Source organism: Natrononativus amylolyticus (genome assembly GCF_024362525.1).
Lineage (GTDB): Archaea > Halobacteriota > Halobacteria > Halobacteriales > Natrialbaceae > Natrononativus > Natrononativus amylolyticus.
On the sequence record NZ_CP101458.1, the window covers coordinates 2,801,080 to 2,819,149 of the forward strand.

Consider the following 18,070-nt stretch of genomic DNA (forward strand, 5'->3'; position numbering starts at 1 on the left):
GCGGCGGCCGGCTACTGCCACGTCGGGTTCTTTTCGCCCGTTCGTGAAAGCCCCGAGTATGCACCCAGGACACTCCTCGGGCGGTGCGATCACGGCGGTCGGCGACGCCGTCTCCGAAACGCTCGCGACCTCGTGGTTTCTGGCGGTTCTCGTCGCACTCGCCGTCTGGTACGGCTCCGGACTGGCGGCCGATCGCGTCCGACCCACACTCGAGGAGCGACTCCTCCGGCGAACCACCGCCAAAGCCGTCCTGTTGGTCGGCCGAGTCGTCCTCGTGCTGTACGCGCTCGTCCCCGTCGCGGGCGTGTTCGGCTTTCAGCCGCGGAACGTCCTGCTGTCGGTGACGGTGCTCTCCGTGATCGCCGGCGCGATTCTCGCGCCCGCGGCCCGGAGCTACGTCAGCGGCCTGTTCGTCCTGCTCAACCGTCCCTACGACATCGGCGACATGATCGAGTTCGTCGAGCAGGACGAGCGCGGCTACGTCGAGGACGTCACGCTCCGGTACACCAAGGTGTTCACCCTCGACAACGCGTTTCTGGTCGTCCCCAACGAGACGATGCGCGAACGCGACATCCGGAACCTCTCGGCCGAAGACGAGCGCGTCCGCGCCTCCGTCGAGGTGCTCGTCACCTACGAGAGCGACCTCGAGACGGCGCGCCAATTGCTCGAGCGAAGCGCCCGCGACGTCGAGGGCGTCATCACCGGCGGCCCCGACATCCGGGTGGGGCAGTCGCGGTTTACCGCCCAGCCGCGGGCGTTCATCCGCGAGTTCGCCGATCACGGGGTGTTGCTCGACCTGCGCTTCTGGGTCGAGCGCCCGTACCTGCCGCTGCGGGTTCGCTCGGACGTCCAGGAACGCGCCTGGGAGCGCCTCGCAGAGGTCGACGTGGAGATCGCGTACCCGCACACCCACCACGTCTTCGACGAGACCAGCGGCCGGGTGCGGGTCGGCCTCGAGGACGCCGGTTCGGCGTCCGTCGACGGGGCGCTCGAGCGGGTTCGCGAGGAGCGAACGGCGGACTGACACGGTTTGCCGGAACTGACGGACAGGAGCCCGTCCGAGCGGCTGCCGTAAACGCCGCCTATATCTTCGCCCGCCCGCTACGGCCCCCCATGATCGACCTCCGCTCGGACACGGTGACGAAACCCGACGAACCGATGCGCCAGGCCGCCCTCGAGGCCGACGTCGGCGACGACGTCTACGAGGAGGACCCGACGGTGATCGAACTCGAGTCCCGCGCCGCGGACCTCGTCGGAACGGAGGCGGCGCTGTACGTTCCGACGGGGACGATGGGCAACCAGGTCGCCGCCCGCGTCCACACCGAACACGGCCAGGAGGTGCTCGCGGATCGCTCGAGCCACGTCGTGAAGTACGAACTCGGCGGGCTCGCCCAGCACGCCGGCCTGCAGGTTCGGGTGCTCGACACCGAACGCGGCGTGCCGACGCCGGAGCAGGTCGAGGCGGGGTACGTCGAGGAGGACCTCCACCGGCCGGGGACCGGCTTGCTCTGTCTCGAGAACACCCACAACGCCCGCGGCGGCCTCGCGATCGCTCCGGAGGAGATCTCGGCGGCGGCCGACGCCGCCCGCGACCGCGGCGTTCCCGTCCACCTCGACGGCGCGCGGGTGTTCAACGCCGCGACGGCGCTCGACGTGCCCGTCACCGAACTCACCGGGCCGGTCGACTCCGTGATGTTCTGTCTCTCGAAGGGCCTCGGCGCGCCCGTCGGATCGATGCTCGCCGGCAGCCAGGCGTTCATCGACCGGGCGCGGCGCACCCGCAAGCTGTTCGGCGGCGGAATGCGCCAGGTCGGCGTCCTCGCCGGGCCCGGACTCCGGGCGCTCGAGAACGTCGACGACCTCGAAACGGACCACGAGAACGCCCGGTATCTCGCCGCGGGACTCGACGAGATCGAGACGCTGTCGGTCCAGGAGCCGGAGACGAACATCGTCCTCGCGGACGTAACCGAGACCGGGCTGGACGTCGAGGGCGTCCTCGACCGACTGCGCGGGGTGGGCGTGCTGGCGACGCCGTTCGGTCCGACGACGATTCGATTCTGTACCCACCGGGACGTCGACCGCGAGGCGGTCGAGACGGCGCTCGAGCGCGTCGAAGAGGCGCTCGCGTAAGACGGCGCCCGGCCGGGAACGGCCGCCGAGGCTTACCGGCCGTCCATTCCGTCCCGGAACTCGAGAACCGTCCGCCGGAGCAGCAGGTACGAGAAGAAGATCAGCGAGAGCAGGATCAGGACGATCGCGATGATGATGGGATCGTCAGGGAGGAATCCGAGCATTACCACGGGATACACAGGCGGTGTGCAAAACGGTTTCGGCAGTTCGAACCGCTCGCCACGTCGCCGGTCGCTGCCAAACGGGTTCCGACGCGAACCCACCGGAGCCGGCGGGCCGTAACGGCTTCTCGCTAGCTAAAAACGATCTTTTAGCTTGCGGTGACTACTTTTCATACCGGCTCGTAGCTTCGGGTGCACCCCGGTCTTCGGCCCTCCCCACGCACGCCGAGACCGCGGGATCGCCCCCGACTATCCCCTCCCCCGGTCGGTGCCAGCCCCGGTTGCCATCCCACCGACCGCTTCGGGTATCTGGCCCCCGCTGACGTTCTCACCCCTCGAGTCCGCGCCGTCGCCGCTACGCGGTCGCACGCTCGAGGAGCGTTCCGTCGGGTTCGAGAACCCGGACCGCGAGCCCGTCGGCTGTCGGCTCGAGGAGCGCGAACCCCGGTCGGTTTCCCCGCGGCTGGGCGTGGCTCCCCGGGTTGACCAGGAGCACGTCCTCAGTTTTCGTGAGCCCCGGCCGGTGCGTGTGTCCCGAGACGACGACGTCGGCGTCGCGGGAGCGTCCGAACATCGCCAGCCCCGTCTCGCCGCCGTTTCGACGGTGCGTGACCGCGATTCGGACGCCCCCCTCCTCGACGACCCGGTCGGTCGGCAGCCGCTCGCGGACCGCACTCGAGTCGGCGTTGCCGTGGACGGCGAACAGCACCGGACAGGTCCGCTGGAACGCCTCGAGAGCGGCGACGCTGGTGAAATCGCCCGCGTGGACGACGGCGTCGGCCTCGCGGGCGGCGACCAGCGCCTCGCCCTCGAGTTCGTGTCCGCCGCTGCTGTGAGTATCGGAGAAGACGGCGATCATAGACGGTCCTCAACGCGCCGGGGTAAGGCGTTTTCGCCGGACGGATGCGCTCATCGAGCGCCGTCGGAACCGGGGCTGGCAGCGACCAGGCGGGGACGAAAGTGCGAGGCGATCAGCCCGAGCGCTGTGCGAGATCAGTCGAAGATACCGCCATCGTCGTCGTCGTCATCATCGTCGTCGTCGTCATCATCGTCGTCGTCGTCGTCGTCGGCAGCATCGTCATCGTCATCGGCGCCATCATCGTCGTCGTCGGCAGCATCGTCGTCTGCGCTGTCGTTGTCGTCGAAGTCGTCGTCCGCGCTGTCGTTATCGTCGAAATCGTCGTCCGCGCCGTCGTCGTCCTCGACGTCATCGCTCTCGTTGTCGGCGTCGTCGTCCTCCTCGGGTGGCTCCTCGTCCTCACCCTCGTCGGGATCCTGCCCGTCAGCCGGGTCCTGTCCGTCGGTGTCATCCGCTTCGTCCTCGTCGGTTTCGTCCTCGTCAGCACCGTCGTCGGCGTCCTCGGGCTGTTCGTCCGGGATCTCCTCGACCTCGAGGTCCTCGTCGTCGTCGACGACCGTGGTGACGACCGTTCCACAGCCGGCCAGCGCCACGGCTGCTGCGACGGCGAGTACGAGGAGTACGTTACGGCGCATTGGCGTCCCTTTGGCCCGGAGGGGTATTACTAGGGCGCCGTTAAGCGCCGGTTTTCGCTCCGCCTAAGCGGGCCTCGATTCGGCGTTCCCGTCGTCACTCCTCGACGTCGACGACCGCGACCACCCACGTTCCCGACAGGGGTTCGTCGGTCGTCGCGGCCACCCTCGCTTCGTCGAGGTCGACCTCCGAGGCGAGACGCTCGAGGCCGGCGTCCGTCTCGACGGCGACCGCAACGTCGGTCGGGCTCGCACCCGGCGGCAGCTTCGAGGGGTCGTACGAGAGCGCGATCCGGATCGCCTCGAGGCCCGCGACGTCCTCGAGGCCGACGATCTCGATCGGGGGCGAGAGCGCACCCTCGGGCACGTCGTCGCGCTCGCGGAGTTCGAACCGTTCGGGGACGGCTTCGGCGGCGATCGACACCTCAGCGGCGTCCGCGGCCGCCGTCTCGTCTGCCGCGTCCGCGCCGACCGCCGCGAGCCTGGCCGCCTCGACGTCGTCGGGATCGTAGCCGGGGATCGTCATGTCCGAAGTCACGCGATCCGAGGTGGTAGTGGTGCGGCGTGCACCTGCCGGGCGAGCGAATCCTTTTATCCGAGGAGTGACCACGAGTAGACAGTGTCCGAGACTGCCGGCTATCTGCGGTTTTTTCCATACGAGCAGCCCTACGAGAACCAGGGTGAGGCGATGGATCGGATCTACAACGCCCTCTCGCGCGGCCAGAACGTCCTCTTCGAGGGAGCCTGCGGGACCGGAAAGACGCTCTCCTCGCTCGTCCCCGCCCTCGAGATCGCTCGCGAGCAGGACAAGACGGTCGTGATCACGACGAACGTCCACCAGCAGATGCGCCAGTTCATCGCCGAGGCGCGGGCGATCACCCGCGAGGAGCCCATCCGCGCGGTCGTGTTCAAGGGAAAGGCCTCGATGTGTCACATCGACGTCGGCTACGAGGAGTGCCAGGCGCTGCGGGACAACACCCGCGCGCTCGTCGACGCCGAACGCGACCGGGCGCAGCTCGAGCGCCGCCAGGGCGCACTCCTCGAGGAAAGCCAGGGCGGCGACGGGAGCGCTGCCGACGCCCGCAGCGCGGTGATGGGCGAACTCGGCGACCTCGAGGAGCGCATCGAAGACCTAGCGGAACAGAACGTCTGTGACCACTACCGGAACAACCTCCTCGAGGACACCGACGCCTTCTTCGAGTGGCTGTTCGATGACGTTCGCACGCCGGACGACGTCTACGAGTACGCCGACGAGCGCGAACTCTGTGGCTACGAACTCCTGAAAGAGGGAATGGAAGGGGTCGACCTCGTCGTCTGTAACTACCACCACCTGCTCGATTCGGCGATCCGCGAACAGTTCTTCCGCTGGATCGGCCGCGAACCCGAGGACATCATCGCCGTCTTCGACGAGGCCCACAACGTCGAGGACGCCGCCCGCGAGCACGCCACCCGCACGCTCACGGAGCGAACGCTCGAATCCGCCCTCGACGAACTCGCCGAGAGCAGCGACCCGCGGGCCGAGGACGCGACCAACGTCCTTTCGGCCTTCGCAACCGCACTCGTCGACACCTACGAGGACTCGCTGGGTTTCGGCGACCGCGAGCGTGTCGGCGACAACTGGGAGGACGTGCCGATCTCGAACGAGGATCGCCGCGACGACCTCACGCTCGCCTTCCTCCAGCGCTACTCGGGCCAGGGAATCGAGGGCGACCTCGAGGCCGCGATGGCGCTGGGCCAGCAACTCGACGAGGAGTACGAGGAGGCCTACCGCGAGGGCGAGACGGCGACCCGCACCGAGTGCCAGACCCTCCAGGCGGCCGCGTTCGTCAGCGCCTGGATGAACGAGGGCGGCAACGAGGGGCTCTACCCCGTCGTCTCGCTCCGCCGGGACCTGGGGACCGAGGAGGTGTACGGTCGCGCGGAGCTGTACAGCTGTCTCCCCCGGCACGTCACCGGCCGGCTGTTCGACGAGGTGTTCGGAACCGTCCTGATGAGCGCCACCCTCCAGCCCTTTGCCGTCACCGAGGACGTGCTGGGACTCGAGGACGCGGTGACGATGGCCTACGGGCTCCAGTTCCCCGCCGAACGCCGCCGAACGTACGCCGTCGAGACGCCGGCGCTGTTCTCGAGCGACCGCGAGGACCCCGCGGTGCAGGCCGCCGTCGGCGACGCGATCGCCGACGCCGTCCGGATGACCCCCGGCAACACGCTCGCCTTCTTCCCGAACTACGGCGAGGCCGCCCGGTACGCGGAGTTGCTCGAGGGTCGAACCGACGCGACGGTGTACTGCGACGAGCCGGGGGTCGCCGTCGAGGACCTCCGAAAGCGGTTCGTCGCCGGCGACGAGGGCGTCCTCCTCACCTCGCTGTGGGGTACCCTCGCCGAGGGGGTGAGCTTCGACGGCGACGACGCCCACACGGTGCTCGTCGTCGGGGTTCCCTACCCGCACTTAGACGACCGTGCGGAGGCCGTCCAGGCCGCCTACGACGCCGCCTTCGAGGGGACCGAAACCGGCTGGCGCTACGCCGTCGAGATTCCCACCGTCAGGAAGACCAGGCAGGCGCTCGGCCGGGTGATCCGCTCGCCCGAGGACGTCGGCGTGCGCGCGCTGCTGGATCGGCGCTACTCGAGGCGGGCGAAGTCCGACCTCGGCAAGTACAGCGTCAACGGCACCTTCCCGCACGAGGAGCGTGAGGAGTTGCTCGACATCGACCCCGAGAAGCTCAAGTTCGCGATGCTCAACTTCTACGGCGATCACGACGTCTACGACGGCGCGGCGCCCCAGCCGTAGCGGTAGAATCGTCTGGTCAGCCAAAGCCGTCGGTGAAACTCACGGTCAGTACAGGTGAAGGACATACCACGTCAATCGGGGATTTGCTAGACGCCAGTCACGATCTGTGTGCTGAATAACGTGTGTCGCCTGGCACTACTGTGCCGTCTGCAGTGACGCTCTCGCTTACCGATGTGTCTGCGATACTGGGAGCGAAATATGCACGTAAATCTGTATCATCGCTTCCTACCCGCTGGATCGATTGTCGAGCGCGTCGGAATGGACTCACTAATCGAATTCGAGGAATATCTGTAAAAAAGATGATTTATTTATATAGAGGTAACTCAGCATGAACAATATAATCTATCAATGGTTATTCGATATGGATTACTGTCCATCCAGAAGAACCGTCATCACATCGAGTGGGCTGCTCACAGCTGGTCTCGCCGGCTGTCTGGGTGCCGCCCAGGAAGGGAGCGACCCGGGAGACACGCCCCCGAACCAAATTCAACAAGTAGAAGGCCCAGCACCGGTCGATCTCGGGACGGCCTGTAACTTTTCGATCCTGGCAAAATCCGGGATATCGAGCGTTCCCAATTCCGACGTGGCAGGGGACATTGGCGTGAGTCCAATCGGGTCGACTGCCATAACCGGGTTCGATTTGACGCTGGATGAATCCGGCGTCTACTCGACATCGACGCAGGTGGACGGGAGAGTGTACGCGGCCGATTATGCGGAGCCGACCCCGTCCAGATTGACCACGGCAGTGAGCGATATGGAAGCCGCGTTCACCGATGCGTACGGCCGCGTCCCGCCGGATTTTACGGAGTTAGGCGGCGGCAATATCGGCGGGGAGACGCTCCCTCCCGGGATCTACAACTGGAGTACGGACGTCTTGATCGACGACGATATCACCATCGACGGTGGCCCGGACGACACCTGGATTTTCCAGATTGCGGGAGATCTCACCGTGGCGAGCGGGGTGACCGTCAATCTGACAGGGGGCGCGCAGGTCGAAAACATCGTCTGGGTGGTCGCCGGCGGTGCCGGTGTCGAGATCGGAACGGACGCGACCTTCGCGGGGATCGTGCTGGCCCAGACGGGGATCAACGTACTCACCAATGCAACGGTAGACGGCTGTTTGTACGCCCAAACCGACGTCAATCTTCAGATGGCGACGGTTACCGGGTGCGACTGCGATCTTGTAGACCTGCAAGTTGATTCGGCGTGTGTGGATGAGGAAGGGGAGATCACGGTAACGAACCCCAACGACGTCTCGGTGATGGTAACCGTCACCGGCCCCGATGCGTACGAGGAGACGATGGAGGTTCCCGCCGGCGGTTCGGCGACGTGGGGGGATCTCGCGGATGGAACGTACTCGCTCGAGACCGACCACACCGAGATCGGTCTCGATATCACAACGCTCGACATTAGTTGCGATCCGACCGTTCCTGACGTCGTAACGACGCCAGCGACGGACGTCAACGAATCGACGGCGACGCTCAACGGTGAGTTGACCGGCCTCGGTGACTTCGACTCCGTCGACGTCTTCTTCGAGTGGCGCGAACTCGGCGCCGAAGAGTGGAACACCACCGCGCCCCAGACGCTCGACGAACCCGGCCCCTTTAGCGCCGAGATCGACGGCCTCGAGCCGGGCACCACGTACGAATTCCGGGCAGTTGGGCTGGCAAACGACGAACGGGTCGAAGGGGCCACGCTTCGCATCGTCATACCGATGCCAGGTGCACCGGATGTCGTCACATCGCCGGCGACGGACGTGAACGAATCGACGGCGACGCTCAACGGCGAACTGCTCGACCTCGGCGACTTCGACACGGTCGACGTCTTCTTCGAGTGGCGCGAACTCGGCGCCGAAGAGTGGAACGCCACCGCGCCCCAGACGCTCGACGAACCCGGGGACTTCAGCGCCGAAATCGCGGGCCTCGAACCCGGCAGCACGTACGAATTCCGGGCGGTCGCAGTGGCCGATGGCACGCGTGACGAGGGGGCTATTCTCTCGTTCACCAAAGCCGAACCCGGCGCCCCCATCGTCGAGACCCAGACGGCGACGGACGTGAACGGATCGACGGCGACGCTCAACGGCGAACTGCTCGATCTCGGCGACTACGACGCCGTCGACGTCTTCTTCGAGTGGCGCGAACTCGGCGAGGACGACTGGATCGCCACCGAGACTCAGACGCTCGACGAACCCGGCCCCTTCAGCGCCGAGATCGAGGGCCTCGAACCCGGCAGCACGTACGAATTCCGGGCGGTCGCAGTGGCCAATGGTGAGCGCTACGAAGGAACCATCGTCTCGTTCACCAAAGCCGAACCCGGCGTCCCCAGCGTCGAAACCCAGCCAGCGACGGACGTCAACGGATCGACGGCGACGCTCAACGGTGAGGTGATCGATCTCGGCGACTACGACGCCGTCGACGTCTTCTTCGAGTGGCGCGAACTCGGCGCCGAAGAGTGGAACGCCACCGAGCCCCAGACGCTCGACGAACCCGGCGCCTTCAGCGCAGAGATCGCGGGCCTCGAGCCCGGTTCCACGTACGAATTCCGGGCAGTCATGGTGGCGAACGACGAACGGTTCCTTGGAGCCACACTCTCGTTCACCAAACTGGAGCCGGGTGAGTTGGAAGTCGAGACGAGGCCGGCGACGGACGTCAACGAATCGACGGCGACGCTCAACGGCGAACTGCTCGCGCTTGGCGATGCAGAGGAGGTTTCCGTCTACTTCCTGTACCGCGTCAAGGGAACGGCGGTGTGGCTGTTTACGGACGAACAGATCCTCACCGAACCCGGGCCGTTCAGCGCGACGGCCACGAACCTCGAGACTGGCACAACCTACGAGTTCCAAGCGGTCGCCCAGGTGGGCGACACGGTTGTCTACGGCGATATTCTGGAGTTTACGAAGGAACCAGATGACAAGAAGGACAAGAAAAAGCGCGAATACGAGCGAGCAAAGCGCGAATACGAGAAGTATACAAAGAAATATGAGAAGGGGAAAGTGACCAAAAAACAACTAAAAAAGAAGAGGCACGACTACGAACGCGCAAAACGTGAGTACGAAGAGTACAAACAACAGTGTAAGAACGCGTCCTGATTCGGTCGAACAACCGATCCCGGGTCACGTTCGACCGCGTTGACCGTGGCGTCGCCTCGAAATTTTCGATGGCGGTCTACTATATGCCTGGACCTGTGACCCGGCCAGCATTATTGAGAACGGAGCAAATTGTGATGGTGATTTGAGGTGTACATCTATGTCCACGAAGACAATCACGAAAATCAATTGTTGCTCCCTGCTTGTGACGGAGAGTTCCTTACCGATGTTGAAGCCTTGCAGGGTCGTTAGAAGAATCGGCTCTGTAGTCTGGCCACGCCACTAGCGATTCGACTGGCTTCGACCGCGATTTGCCTAGCCGACACTACGCTAACCGCACCCACTACCGCGTTCGAGCATTGAAAGTCACTGCTCTCGTGGACGTCGAAACGCTGTGTATCACCGACATCCACTCAACCAGCTTGAAGACACACGACGCGAAAATCGGCCCGCAGGTTTCGATTGCAGTGCAACCTCGGACGTGGCGCGTCACAATCGGTTTTCACATTCGACTCAATAGTGCCCGCTCACTTCCACGGCGACGACCTCGCCGCGGGCGGTGACCTCGCCGCCGGCGCGGATCTCGCTCGAGACCGTCACCCGCTTGCCGAGGTCGCCGTCGATCCAGGCGCGCACCTCGAGCGGTTCGTCGAGGGGCGTCGGCTTCAGGTACTCGGCGGACAGCGAGCCGGTGACGTACTCGAACCGGTGGTCCTCGAGCGGGGCGTCCGCCGCCTCGTGGGCGAAGGTGATGGCGGTCCAGACGGAGTGACAGTCGATCAGACTCGCGAGGTAGCCGCCGTAGGCGACGTTTTCCGCCCCGGAGGTGTAGCGCGCGTCGGGATCGACGGTCGCGACGAGGGTCCGGCCGTCGTCGGCGAGGTAGCTCTTCAGTCGTATCCCGGCGTCGTTCGCCGGCCCGCAGCCGTAGCAGTCCAGCTCCGGCCACGCGTCCTGCACCGCTCCCGTCCGTTGCTCGAGCATACCGCTACTAGACTCGGTTCGAATATCCGGGTTGCGTTCGGCGTGTAGCCGTCGGCAGAGCGGCCGCTGATCAGGCTGGCAGCGAGATGCGGCTCACCGGGAGCCGGTAGGCGCCGTCGAAGAACTCGAGTTCGCGCACCGTCCAGGTGATCGGCTCGATCTCGCGGGCGGCGAGCCGTTCGGCGTCCGCGAGCGTGCCGCCGCGCGCGAGAGTCACGTGGGGGACGTAGTCGGCCCCCTCGAGCCCCTCGACGGTGCCGAACGCCTCGAGGAGGTCGGCGTGGATCGACTCGAGGCCGGGGCTCTCGACGGCGAGATAGACGACGGGGGCGCTGCCGAGCGGCGGGTCGGCGAAGTAGTCGATCTCCGCGATCCGGGCCTCGACGGCGGGGGCGCCCTCGAGCGCGCGGTGGGCGCGGTGCTGGAGCTGCGTGACGTGGTCGGCGTCGCCGAGGCGTTTGAGCAGCAGCGAGTGGTCCTCCCGGATCGTCTCGAACCCCTGAAGGGCGGGGTAGAGATCGGCGGCGAGCCCCCGAACGCGACCGGGAACCGGGACGTTGATGCTGTACACGCTGGCTGAACGTGGCAGCCCCGGCGTATGAGTGTACTGGTCGCGCGCCGATTCCCGACGCGGGCGAGCGTCCGCTCAGAGGCGGTCGACCAGCCAGAGGACGATCAACACGGCGATCGCCAGCTGGATGACGAAGAAGAACGGGCCGAGCAGGCTGGCGATCCCGCTGATCAGCGCCTGCACGATCTGGAGGACGAGCAGTACGGCCACGAGCGCGAGGACGATCTTCAACAGCGTTTCGACCTCGAGTTCGCCGCGAGTATCGAGCATACGTTCGCGTAGGAGTGACTGTTTGAAAAGTACTCCGTAGCCGTGGTCGGAAAGACCTATTTATGCGGCCACTCCATCACCGTGTAATGGATCAGAGGGGGCACCGGGTGCTGGTCTACGCACTTGTGGTGCTCATGTGTCTGTCTGTGGTGGTGCCGTCAGTCGTGGCTGACGATCCCGACGGCGAGCAGGCTACCGAAGAGCCGGCGGTCGACCCCACGGCGTTCGACGCGGTCGCACAGGTCGAGGACGAGCCGTCGCTGAACGGGTACGACGACCTCTACGTGGCGATCGACCTCCAGCGGAACGGCTCGGCGACCTGGACGCTCGAGTACCGGTATCGTCTCGACGACAACGACGACAACGAGAGCGTCGACTGGGACGAACTCGAGGCCGACATCGAAGAGCGCCCCGACGAGTACGTCGCGATGATCGAAGAGCGGTGGTCGGGGGCCGCCGACGAGGCCGCGGCGGAGACCGGCCGGAACATGTCGACGTCGAACTACGGCATCGAAACCGACAGGAGCGAGACGCCACAGGAGTACGGCTACGTGCGCTTTACGTTCGACTGGAGTTCGTTCTCCCACGTCGAGGTCAACCGGATCGAAGCCGGCGACGCGCTGGTCGACTTCGACCTCGACGATCGGACGCGACTGATCGTCTCCTGGCCGGAGACGTACAACGCCACCGACGGCGGCATCGAGCCGGAGACCGACGACCGGCGGGAGTCGACGGCGATCTGGGACGGCGAGGAGACCGACTTCCTCGAGGGCGAGCCGCGACTCGAACTCATCGAGACCGGCGGCGAGCCCGTTTCGCCGCCCCAGGAGTCCGAACCCGAGATCCCGCTCGGGTGGATCGCCGCCGGCGCCGCAGGCGCGCTCGCCGTCGGACTGCTCGCCGTCTGGTGGTACCGACGCGAAGACGAGGCACCGACGGAGCCGGTCGGCCCCGATCCGCCTCCGGCCGAGGAGCCGGTCGCCGACGACCCCGCGGCGTCGGCACCGCCGCTCGAGTTGTTGAGCAACGAGGAGCGGGTCCTGCGGCTGCTCGAGGAGCACGGCGGCCGAATCAAACAGCAAGAGGTCGTCGCCGAACTCGACTGGACGGAGGCGAAGACGAGCCAGGTCGTCGGCGGCCTGCGCGAGAACGACGAGGTCGAGGTGTTCCGGATCGGCCGCGAGAACGTTCTCACGCTCCCGGAAGACGACGAAGAGTAGCCGTCGCGTCTCGTTCTGGTAACGTTTGCCTCGCCGAAAGCGTTTAATACGACGCTCGCTCTACTGCCTTCCAGATGAGGACAGCCGCGTCACTCGGCGTCGCTCTTTCCACGAGCGACGCGGCTGTCCCGCGACGACGACCGCGACCGGGCCTCTGAGCCCATACTATACCCTTTCCCCCGACCCTTCGTGCCGTTGCAACCCCACAGCAGTGTTGCTACTTCCCGCGTAGCGTCCGCTCTCGAGATTATTTTCATATCTGGAATCGACGAATTTATGTGCATCCCGCCGGTTTCCTCGAGTACGACATGAACCGCGTTGCACTCGCGTTCTCGGGCGGACTGGACACCACGGTGTGTGTGCCGCTGCTCGAGGAGGAGTACGGATACGACGACGTCATCGGCGTCACCGTCGACGTCGGCCAGCCAGAGTCAGAGTTCGAAGAAGCCGCAGAGACCGCCGAGGCACTGGACCTCGAGCACTACGTCGTCGACGCGCGAGACGAGTTCGCCGACCTCTGTTTCGACAGCGTTCGCGCGAACGCGACCTACCAGGGCTACCCGCTCGGGACGGCCCTCGCGCGCCCGGTCATCGCCTCGAAGATCCTCGAGGTCGCCGAGGAACACGACTGCACCGGCATCGCCCACGGCTGTACGGGCAAGGGGAACGACCAGCTTCGCTTCGAGGCGATCTGGCGCGACTCCGACCTCGAGGTGATCGCGCCGATCCGCGAACTCGGGCTCACGCGCGAGTGGGAGAACGAGTACGCCGAAAAGAAGGAGCTGCCCGTCGAGGGCGGCGGCGGCGGCAAGTGGTCGGTCGACACCAACCTCTGGAGCCGCTCGGTCGAGGGTTCGGAGCTCGAAGACCCCAGCTACGTCCCCGGCGAGGAGATCTACGAGTGGACGACCGCGCCCGCGGGCGAGACCGAGACGATCGAGATCGAGTTCGAGGAGGGCTACCCCGTCGCCGTCGACGGCGAGGCGATGGCGCCCGTCGAACTGATCGAGTACCTGAACGAACTCGCGGGCGCCTACGGCGTCGGCCGCACGGACTCGATGGAAGACCGCATGCTCGGTCTGAAGGTGCGCGAGAACTACGAACACCCCGCCGCAACCACCCTACTGAACGCCCACGAGGCCCTCGAGGGGCTCGTCCTCACCCAGGAGGAACGCGAGTTCAAGCAGGGAATCGACGCCAAGTGGTCGAAGAAGGGCTACGAGGGACTCGTCGACGCGCCGCTCGTAGGCGCCCTCGAGGCCTTTATCGACGAGACCCAGAGCCGCGTCACCGGCACGGTGACGGTCCGCTTCGAGGGCGGCCAGGCCCGCGCGGTCGGCCGCGACAGCGAGTACGCCGCCTACTCCGCCGAGCACGCCTCGTTCAACACCGAGGCCGTCGGCAAGATCGCCCAGGAGGACGCCACCGGCGTCGCCAAGTACCACGGCTTCCAGCGCCGTCTGGCCAACGAGTCGATCGCGGCGCTCGAGGACGACGACGAGCCAGTGTCGCTCGCGACCGACGGCGGCGAAAGTGAGACGGACGGAGCGGAGTAACCATGACCGAGGAGGGAGCCGACGAGAGCGTGATCCGCCGCGACCGCTTCAGCGGCGGCCCCGCCCGGAGCTTCCTCTCCTCGCTCGCCGCCGACGAGCGGATCTTCGAGGCCGATCTCGCGGTCGACCGCGCGCACGTAGTGATGCTCGCGGAGCAGGGAATCGTGGACGCCGACACCGCGGGCGAGATCCTGACCGCCCTCGACGCGATCGAGGTAGACGGCCACAGCTCGCTCCCCGCCGGCGAAGACGTCCACGAGGCGATCGAGACCGCGGTGATCGAACAGGTCGGCGCCGACGGCGGGAAGATGCACACCGCGCGCTCGAGAAACGACGAGGTGGCGACCTGCATCCGGTATCGCCTGCGCGAGGACGTCCTCCGCGCGCTCGAGGCGACGCTCGCGCTGCGCGCGTCCCTTCTCGAGGTCGCCGAGGCACACGCCGAGACGATCATGCCCGGCTACACGCACCTCCAGCCCGCCCAGCCCACCACGGTGGCCCACTGGGCGTGCTCCTACGAGAGTGCGGTCCGCCGGGACACCGAACGCCTGCTCGAGGCCTACGGCCGGATCAACCGCTCGCCCCTCGGCGGCGCCGCGTTCGCGGGAACGCCCTTTTCGATCGACCGCGAACGGACGGCACAGCTGCTGGGTTTCGAGGGCGTCGTCGAGAACTCGATGGACGCCGCCTCGAGCCGGGACTTCTTACTCGAGACGACGGGGGCGCTGTCGACGCTCGCGACGACGCTGTCGGGGCTCGCTGAGGATCTCGTCATCTTCGCGAACCGCGGCTTCGTCGCGCTGTCGGACGACTACTCCTCGACCTCGTCGATCATGCCCCAGAAGGTGAATCCCGACACACTCGAGCTGGTTCGGGCGGTCGCGGGCGACGCCGCCGCCGGCGTCCAGGGGCTCTCGACGACACTCAAGGGGCTTCCTCGCGCGTACAACCGCGACTTACAGCGGGCGACCCCCCACGCCTGGGAGACGGTCGACGCGGTGAGCGAGGCGACGCGGGTCACGGCGGGGGCCGTCGCAACGGCCACCTGGGACGAGGAGGCGCTGGCCGCCGAGGCCGGCGCGGGCTTCTCGACGGCAACCGGCGTCGCTGACGCCCTCGCGGCGGGCGGACTCCCGTTCCGCACGGCTCACGAACTAGTTGCGAGCGCGGCCGAAAACGGCGCCGACTACGCCGCCCTCGAGGCCGCTGCCGAAGACGTGTTGGGCGAACCGCTCGAGGCCCACGTCGATCCCGCCGCCGTGAAATCGGCGCTCGACCCCGCCGAGAGCGTGGCGAGTCGGGACTCGCAAGGCGGCCCCGCGCCGTCCGCGGTCGCGGATCAGCTCGAGTCGGCGACCGCCGCGCTCGCGGCCGACGAGGAATCCGTCGAGGCGCTCGAAGCGAGCCTCGAGGGCGCCCGCGAGACGCTCCGCGAGGAGGTGAACGGGTATGCGTGACCGGACTCGAGACGCCCGGCGACCGATCGCCGCGGTCGCGACTCCGCGGCCGGTCCCGCGACCGTCCCCGCCGGGGGACAATACATCACTCAACCGATAATGAGAACGGAAAACACCGCTTGAATCGCCCGAGACACCGTTAGTTTCTACTTCAGGAATCATAATTTTTTAGACTAGTTCGATGGGTTTAAGTCCATCCGGCGTCGAGTGAGGAGTACAATGGCAGAATGCGTCGAGTGTGGGGCCGAACTGACCCTGCACGAGGACCTGGAGGCCGGAGAGATCGTCGATTGTACCACTTGCGGCGCCGAACTGGAAGTCGTCGACACCGAGCCGCCAGTCCTCGAGCGAGCCCCGGAGCTCGAAGAGGACTGGGGTGAGTGATCTTGCAAATAGGACTACTCTACTCCCGGATTCGAAAGGACGAGAAGCTGCTTCTCGCGGAGCTGCGCGAGCGCGGCCACGACGTCGTGAAGATCGACGTCCGCAAACAGACGTTCGACATCGGCGAATCTCCCGACGGGCTCGCCGACCTCGATATCGTCGTCGACCGCTGTCTGGCGACGAGCCGCAGCCTGTACGCCACGCGGTTCTGTGAGGCCTACGGCGTTCCCGTCGTCAACAGTCACGAGACCGCCGACGTCTGTGCCGACAAGGCGAAAAACAGCCTCGCGCTCGAGGCCGCAGGCGTTCCCACGCCCGCGACGAAGGTCGCGTTCACGAAAGAGAGCGCGCTCGAGGCGATCGAATCCTTCGGCTACCCCTGCGTGCTCAAACCCGTCGTGGGATCGTGGGGCCGCCTGATGGCCAAGATCGACTCGAGAAGCGCCGCAGAAGCGATCCTCGAGCACAAAGCTACCCTGGGCCACTACGAGCACAAGGTGTTCTACGTCCAGGAGTTCGTCGAGAAGCCCGGCCGCGACATTCGCGTCGTCGCGGTCGACGGCGAGCCGGTCGCTGCGATGGTCCGCTCGTCGGATCACTGGCTCACGAACGCCGCCAAGGGCGCGAAGACGGAGCCGTTCGACCTCGACGCCGAGGCGAAGGCGTTGGTCGAGAAAGCCAGCGACGCCGTCGGCGGCGGCCTGCTCGGAGTGGACCTGATGGAAACCGAGAACGGGTATACGGTTCACGAGGTCAACCACACCGTCGAGTTCAAGGCGCTGAACGACGCCGTCGAGACCGACGTCCCCGCGGCGGTCGTCGACTGGCTCGAGGCGAAGGGGGCTGAGATCGCGGGTGCGAAACTCGAGGTGACTGCCTGATGTCGACGGGGACACAGCAGTCAACCGGCGAGGACGGACCAGCGAGCGCCGAGACGGTCACCGCGAGCGTCGTCGGCGGCAGCGGGTTTACCGGCGGCGAACTGCTCCGCCTGCTCGCCGGCCATCCGGACTTCGAGATTCAGCAGGCGACCAGCCGTTCCTACGCCGGGAAAAGCGTCGGCTCGAAGCACCCGCCGCTTCGGGGCAGCGAGCTTCGCTTTTCGGAGCCCTCGGAGCTCGAGAGCGTCGACGTCCTGTTCACCGCGACGCCCCACGGCGTCTCGATGGGGCAGATCGACGAGTTCTTCGAGGTCGCAGACACCGTCGTCGACCTCTCGGCGGACTTCCGCCTCGAGACCGAGGCACAGTACGACGAGTGGTACGACGGCCACAGCGCACCCGAGTATCTCGAAAGGGCCGAGTACGCCCTCCCCGAAATCAACCGCGAGAACCTCGCGGGCGCGGAACTCATCGCCGGCGGGGGTTGTAACGCCACCGCGACGATTCTGGGACTGTACCCGCTGTTCGAACACGGGGTTCTCGACGGAGGAGAGCAGATCGTCGTCGACGTCAAAGTCGGCTCCTCCGAAGGGGGCGCCGGCGGCGGCGAGGCCTCGAGTCACCCCGAACGGTCGGGCGTCGTCCGCCCCTACGCGCCGACGGGCCACCGCCACGAGGCCGAAATCGAGCAGTTTCTGGGCACGTCGGTCGCGTTCACCTGTCACGCGGTGGACATGGTCCGCGGTGCGAGCGCGACGAGCCACGTGTTCCCGAGTTCGCCCGTGTCGAAGGGCGACCTCTGGAAAGCCTACCGTGGCTGCTACGAGGACGAACCGTTCGTCCGCATGGCCGCAGGGGGTTCGGGCGTCTACCGCTACCCCGAACCGAAGGCGGTCGCCGGGACGAATATAGCGGAGGTCGGCTTCGAACTCGACCCCTCCAATAAGCGCATCGTGGTTTTTTCGGCCATCGACAACATGATGAAGGGCTCTGCGGGACAGGCGGTCCACGCCGCCAATATCGCGCTCGGCCTGGAGGAAACAGCCGGACTCGAGTTTACGGGACTCCACCCCGTGGGGGCACCCTGAG

Annotated in this window: 17 protein-coding genes and 1 pseudogene; 11 read left to right on the plus strand and 7 right to left on the minus strand. The window is 66.4% G+C overall.

All coding sequences use genetic code 11. From position 1 onward, the window contains the following. The first annotated feature begins 58 nt into the window (after positions 1 to 58). Entirely contained in the window at positions 59 to 1,024 is a 966-nt protein-coding gene (locus NMQ11_RS14575; protein WP_255169173.1) for a mechanosensitive ion channel family protein, read from the plus strand. 89 nt (positions 1,025 to 1,113) lie between these two features. Further along, on the plus strand, positions 1,114 to 2,130 hold the full coding sequence (locus tag NMQ11_RS14580) for a threonine aldolase family protein (protein WP_255169174.1): 1,017 nt from the start codon (positions 1,114 to 1,116) through the stop codon (positions 2,128 to 2,130). A 32-nt stretch (positions 2,131 to 2,162) separates the two neighbouring features. Here the strand turns inward: NMQ11_RS14580 and NMQ11_RS14585 are convergent, their stop codons facing one another. From NMQ11_RS14585 to NMQ11_RS14600, 4 genes are all read right to left on the minus strand, one after another. After that, positions 2,163 to 2,294, minus strand: coding sequence for a DUF7859 family protein (locus tag NMQ11_RS14585; RefSeq protein WP_255169175.1), 132 nt, complete (start codon positions 2,292 to 2,294; stop codon positions 2,163 to 2,165). Between the two features lie 352 nt (positions 2,295 to 2,646). Further along, entirely contained in the window at positions 2,647 to 3,150 is a 504-nt protein-coding gene (locus tag NMQ11_RS14590) for a metallophosphoesterase (protein ID WP_255169177.1), read from the minus strand. A 134-nt stretch (positions 3,151 to 3,284) separates the two neighbouring features. Next, positions 3,285 to 3,785, minus strand: a complete 501-nt coding sequence (locus NMQ11_RS14595; RefSeq protein ID WP_255169179.1) for a hypothetical protein — start codon at positions 3,783 to 3,785, stop codon at positions 3,285 to 3,287. Positions 3,786 to 3,879: 94 nt separating this feature from the next. Continuing rightward, entirely contained in the window at positions 3,880 to 4,308 is a 429-nt protein-coding gene (locus tag NMQ11_RS14600) for a hypothetical protein (protein WP_255169180.1), read from the minus strand. A gap of 93 nt (positions 4,309 to 4,401) precedes the next feature. Here NMQ11_RS14600 and NMQ11_RS14605 point away from each other — a divergent pair, with 93 nt between their 5' ends. The 3 genes and pseudogenes from NMQ11_RS14605 to NMQ11_RS14615 all read left to right on the plus strand — a co-directional run. Further along, positions 4,402 to 6,573, plus strand: a complete 2,172-nt coding sequence (locus NMQ11_RS14605) for an ATP-dependent DNA helicase (protein WP_255169181.1) — start codon at positions 4,402 to 4,404, stop codon at positions 6,571 to 6,573. A 328-nt stretch (positions 6,574 to 6,901) separates the two neighbouring features. Then, a complete protein-coding gene (locus NMQ11_RS14610) occupies positions 6,902 to 9,661 on the plus strand; it encodes an ice-binding family protein (RefSeq protein ID WP_255169182.1) in 2,760 nt (919 codons plus the stop codon). 266 nt (positions 9,662 to 9,927) lie between these two features. Further along, positions 9,928 to 10,119 (plus strand): annotated as a pseudogene (locus tag NMQ11_RS14615) (IS5/IS1182 family transposase); the annotation flags it as partial. A gap of 52 nt (positions 10,120 to 10,171) precedes the next feature. On the opposite strand, the gene NMQ11_RS14620 reads toward NMQ11_RS14615, so the two are convergent. The 3 genes from NMQ11_RS14620 to NMQ11_RS14630 form a co-directional block, all read right to left on the minus strand. After that, entirely contained in the window at positions 10,172 to 10,642 is a 471-nt protein-coding gene (locus NMQ11_RS14620) for a PaaI family thioesterase (RefSeq protein ID WP_255169183.1), read from the minus strand. 70 nt (positions 10,643 to 10,712) lie between these two features. Beyond that, positions 10,713 to 11,213, minus strand: coding sequence for a 2'-5' RNA ligase family protein (locus NMQ11_RS14625; protein WP_255169184.1), 501 nt, complete (start codon positions 11,211 to 11,213; stop codon positions 10,713 to 10,715). Between the two features lie 75 nt (positions 11,214 to 11,288). Then, positions 11,289 to 11,483, minus strand: coding sequence for a DUF7554 family protein (locus tag NMQ11_RS14630; RefSeq protein ID WP_255169185.1), 195 nt, complete (start codon positions 11,481 to 11,483; stop codon positions 11,289 to 11,291). A gap of 86 nt (positions 11,484 to 11,569) precedes the next feature. Here NMQ11_RS14630 and NMQ11_RS14635 point away from each other — a divergent pair, with 86 nt between their 5' ends. The 6 genes from NMQ11_RS14635 to argC all read left to right on the plus strand — a co-directional run bounded on the left by NMQ11_RS14635 (position 11,570) and on the right by argC (position 18,069). Continuing rightward, complete coding sequence (locus tag NMQ11_RS14635) at positions 11,570 to 12,703, plus strand: helix-turn-helix transcriptional regulator (protein ID WP_255169186.1); 1,134 nt, start codon at positions 11,570 to 11,572, stop codon at positions 12,701 to 12,703. Positions 12,704 to 13,011: 308 nt separating this feature from the next. After that, the gene (locus NMQ11_RS14640) at positions 13,012 to 14,259 is read left to right on the plus strand and encodes an argininosuccinate synthase (protein WP_255169187.1); all 1,248 of its coding nucleotides are present in this window, start codon (positions 13,012 to 13,014) and stop codon (positions 14,257 to 14,259) included. 2 nt (positions 14,260 to 14,261) lie between these two features. Continuing rightward, positions 14,262 to 15,716: an argininosuccinate lyase gene (gene argH, locus NMQ11_RS14645; RefSeq protein ID WP_255169188.1), complete on the plus strand. Its 1,455-nt coding sequence runs from the start codon at positions 14,262 to 14,264 to the stop codon at positions 15,714 to 15,716. A gap of 219 nt (positions 15,717 to 15,935) precedes the next feature. Then, positions 15,936 to 16,100, plus strand: a complete 165-nt coding sequence (gene lysW / locus NMQ11_RS14650) for a lysine biosynthesis protein LysW (protein ID WP_255169189.1) — start codon at positions 15,936 to 15,938, stop codon at positions 16,098 to 16,100. Then, on the plus strand, positions 16,097 to 16,981 hold the full coding sequence (lysX, locus tag NMQ11_RS14655; protein WP_255169190.1) for a lysine biosynthesis protein LysX: 885 nt from the start codon (positions 16,097 to 16,099) through the stop codon (positions 16,979 to 16,981). Before lysW ends, lysX begins: the two co-directional genes overlap by 4 nt. Further along, entirely contained in the window at positions 16,981 to 18,069 is a 1,089-nt protein-coding gene (gene argC / locus NMQ11_RS14660; RefSeq protein ID WP_255169192.1) for an N-acetyl-gamma-glutamyl-phosphate reductase, read from the plus strand. Before lysX ends, argC begins: the two co-directional genes overlap by 1 nt. Position 18,070: the final 1 nt, after the last annotated feature.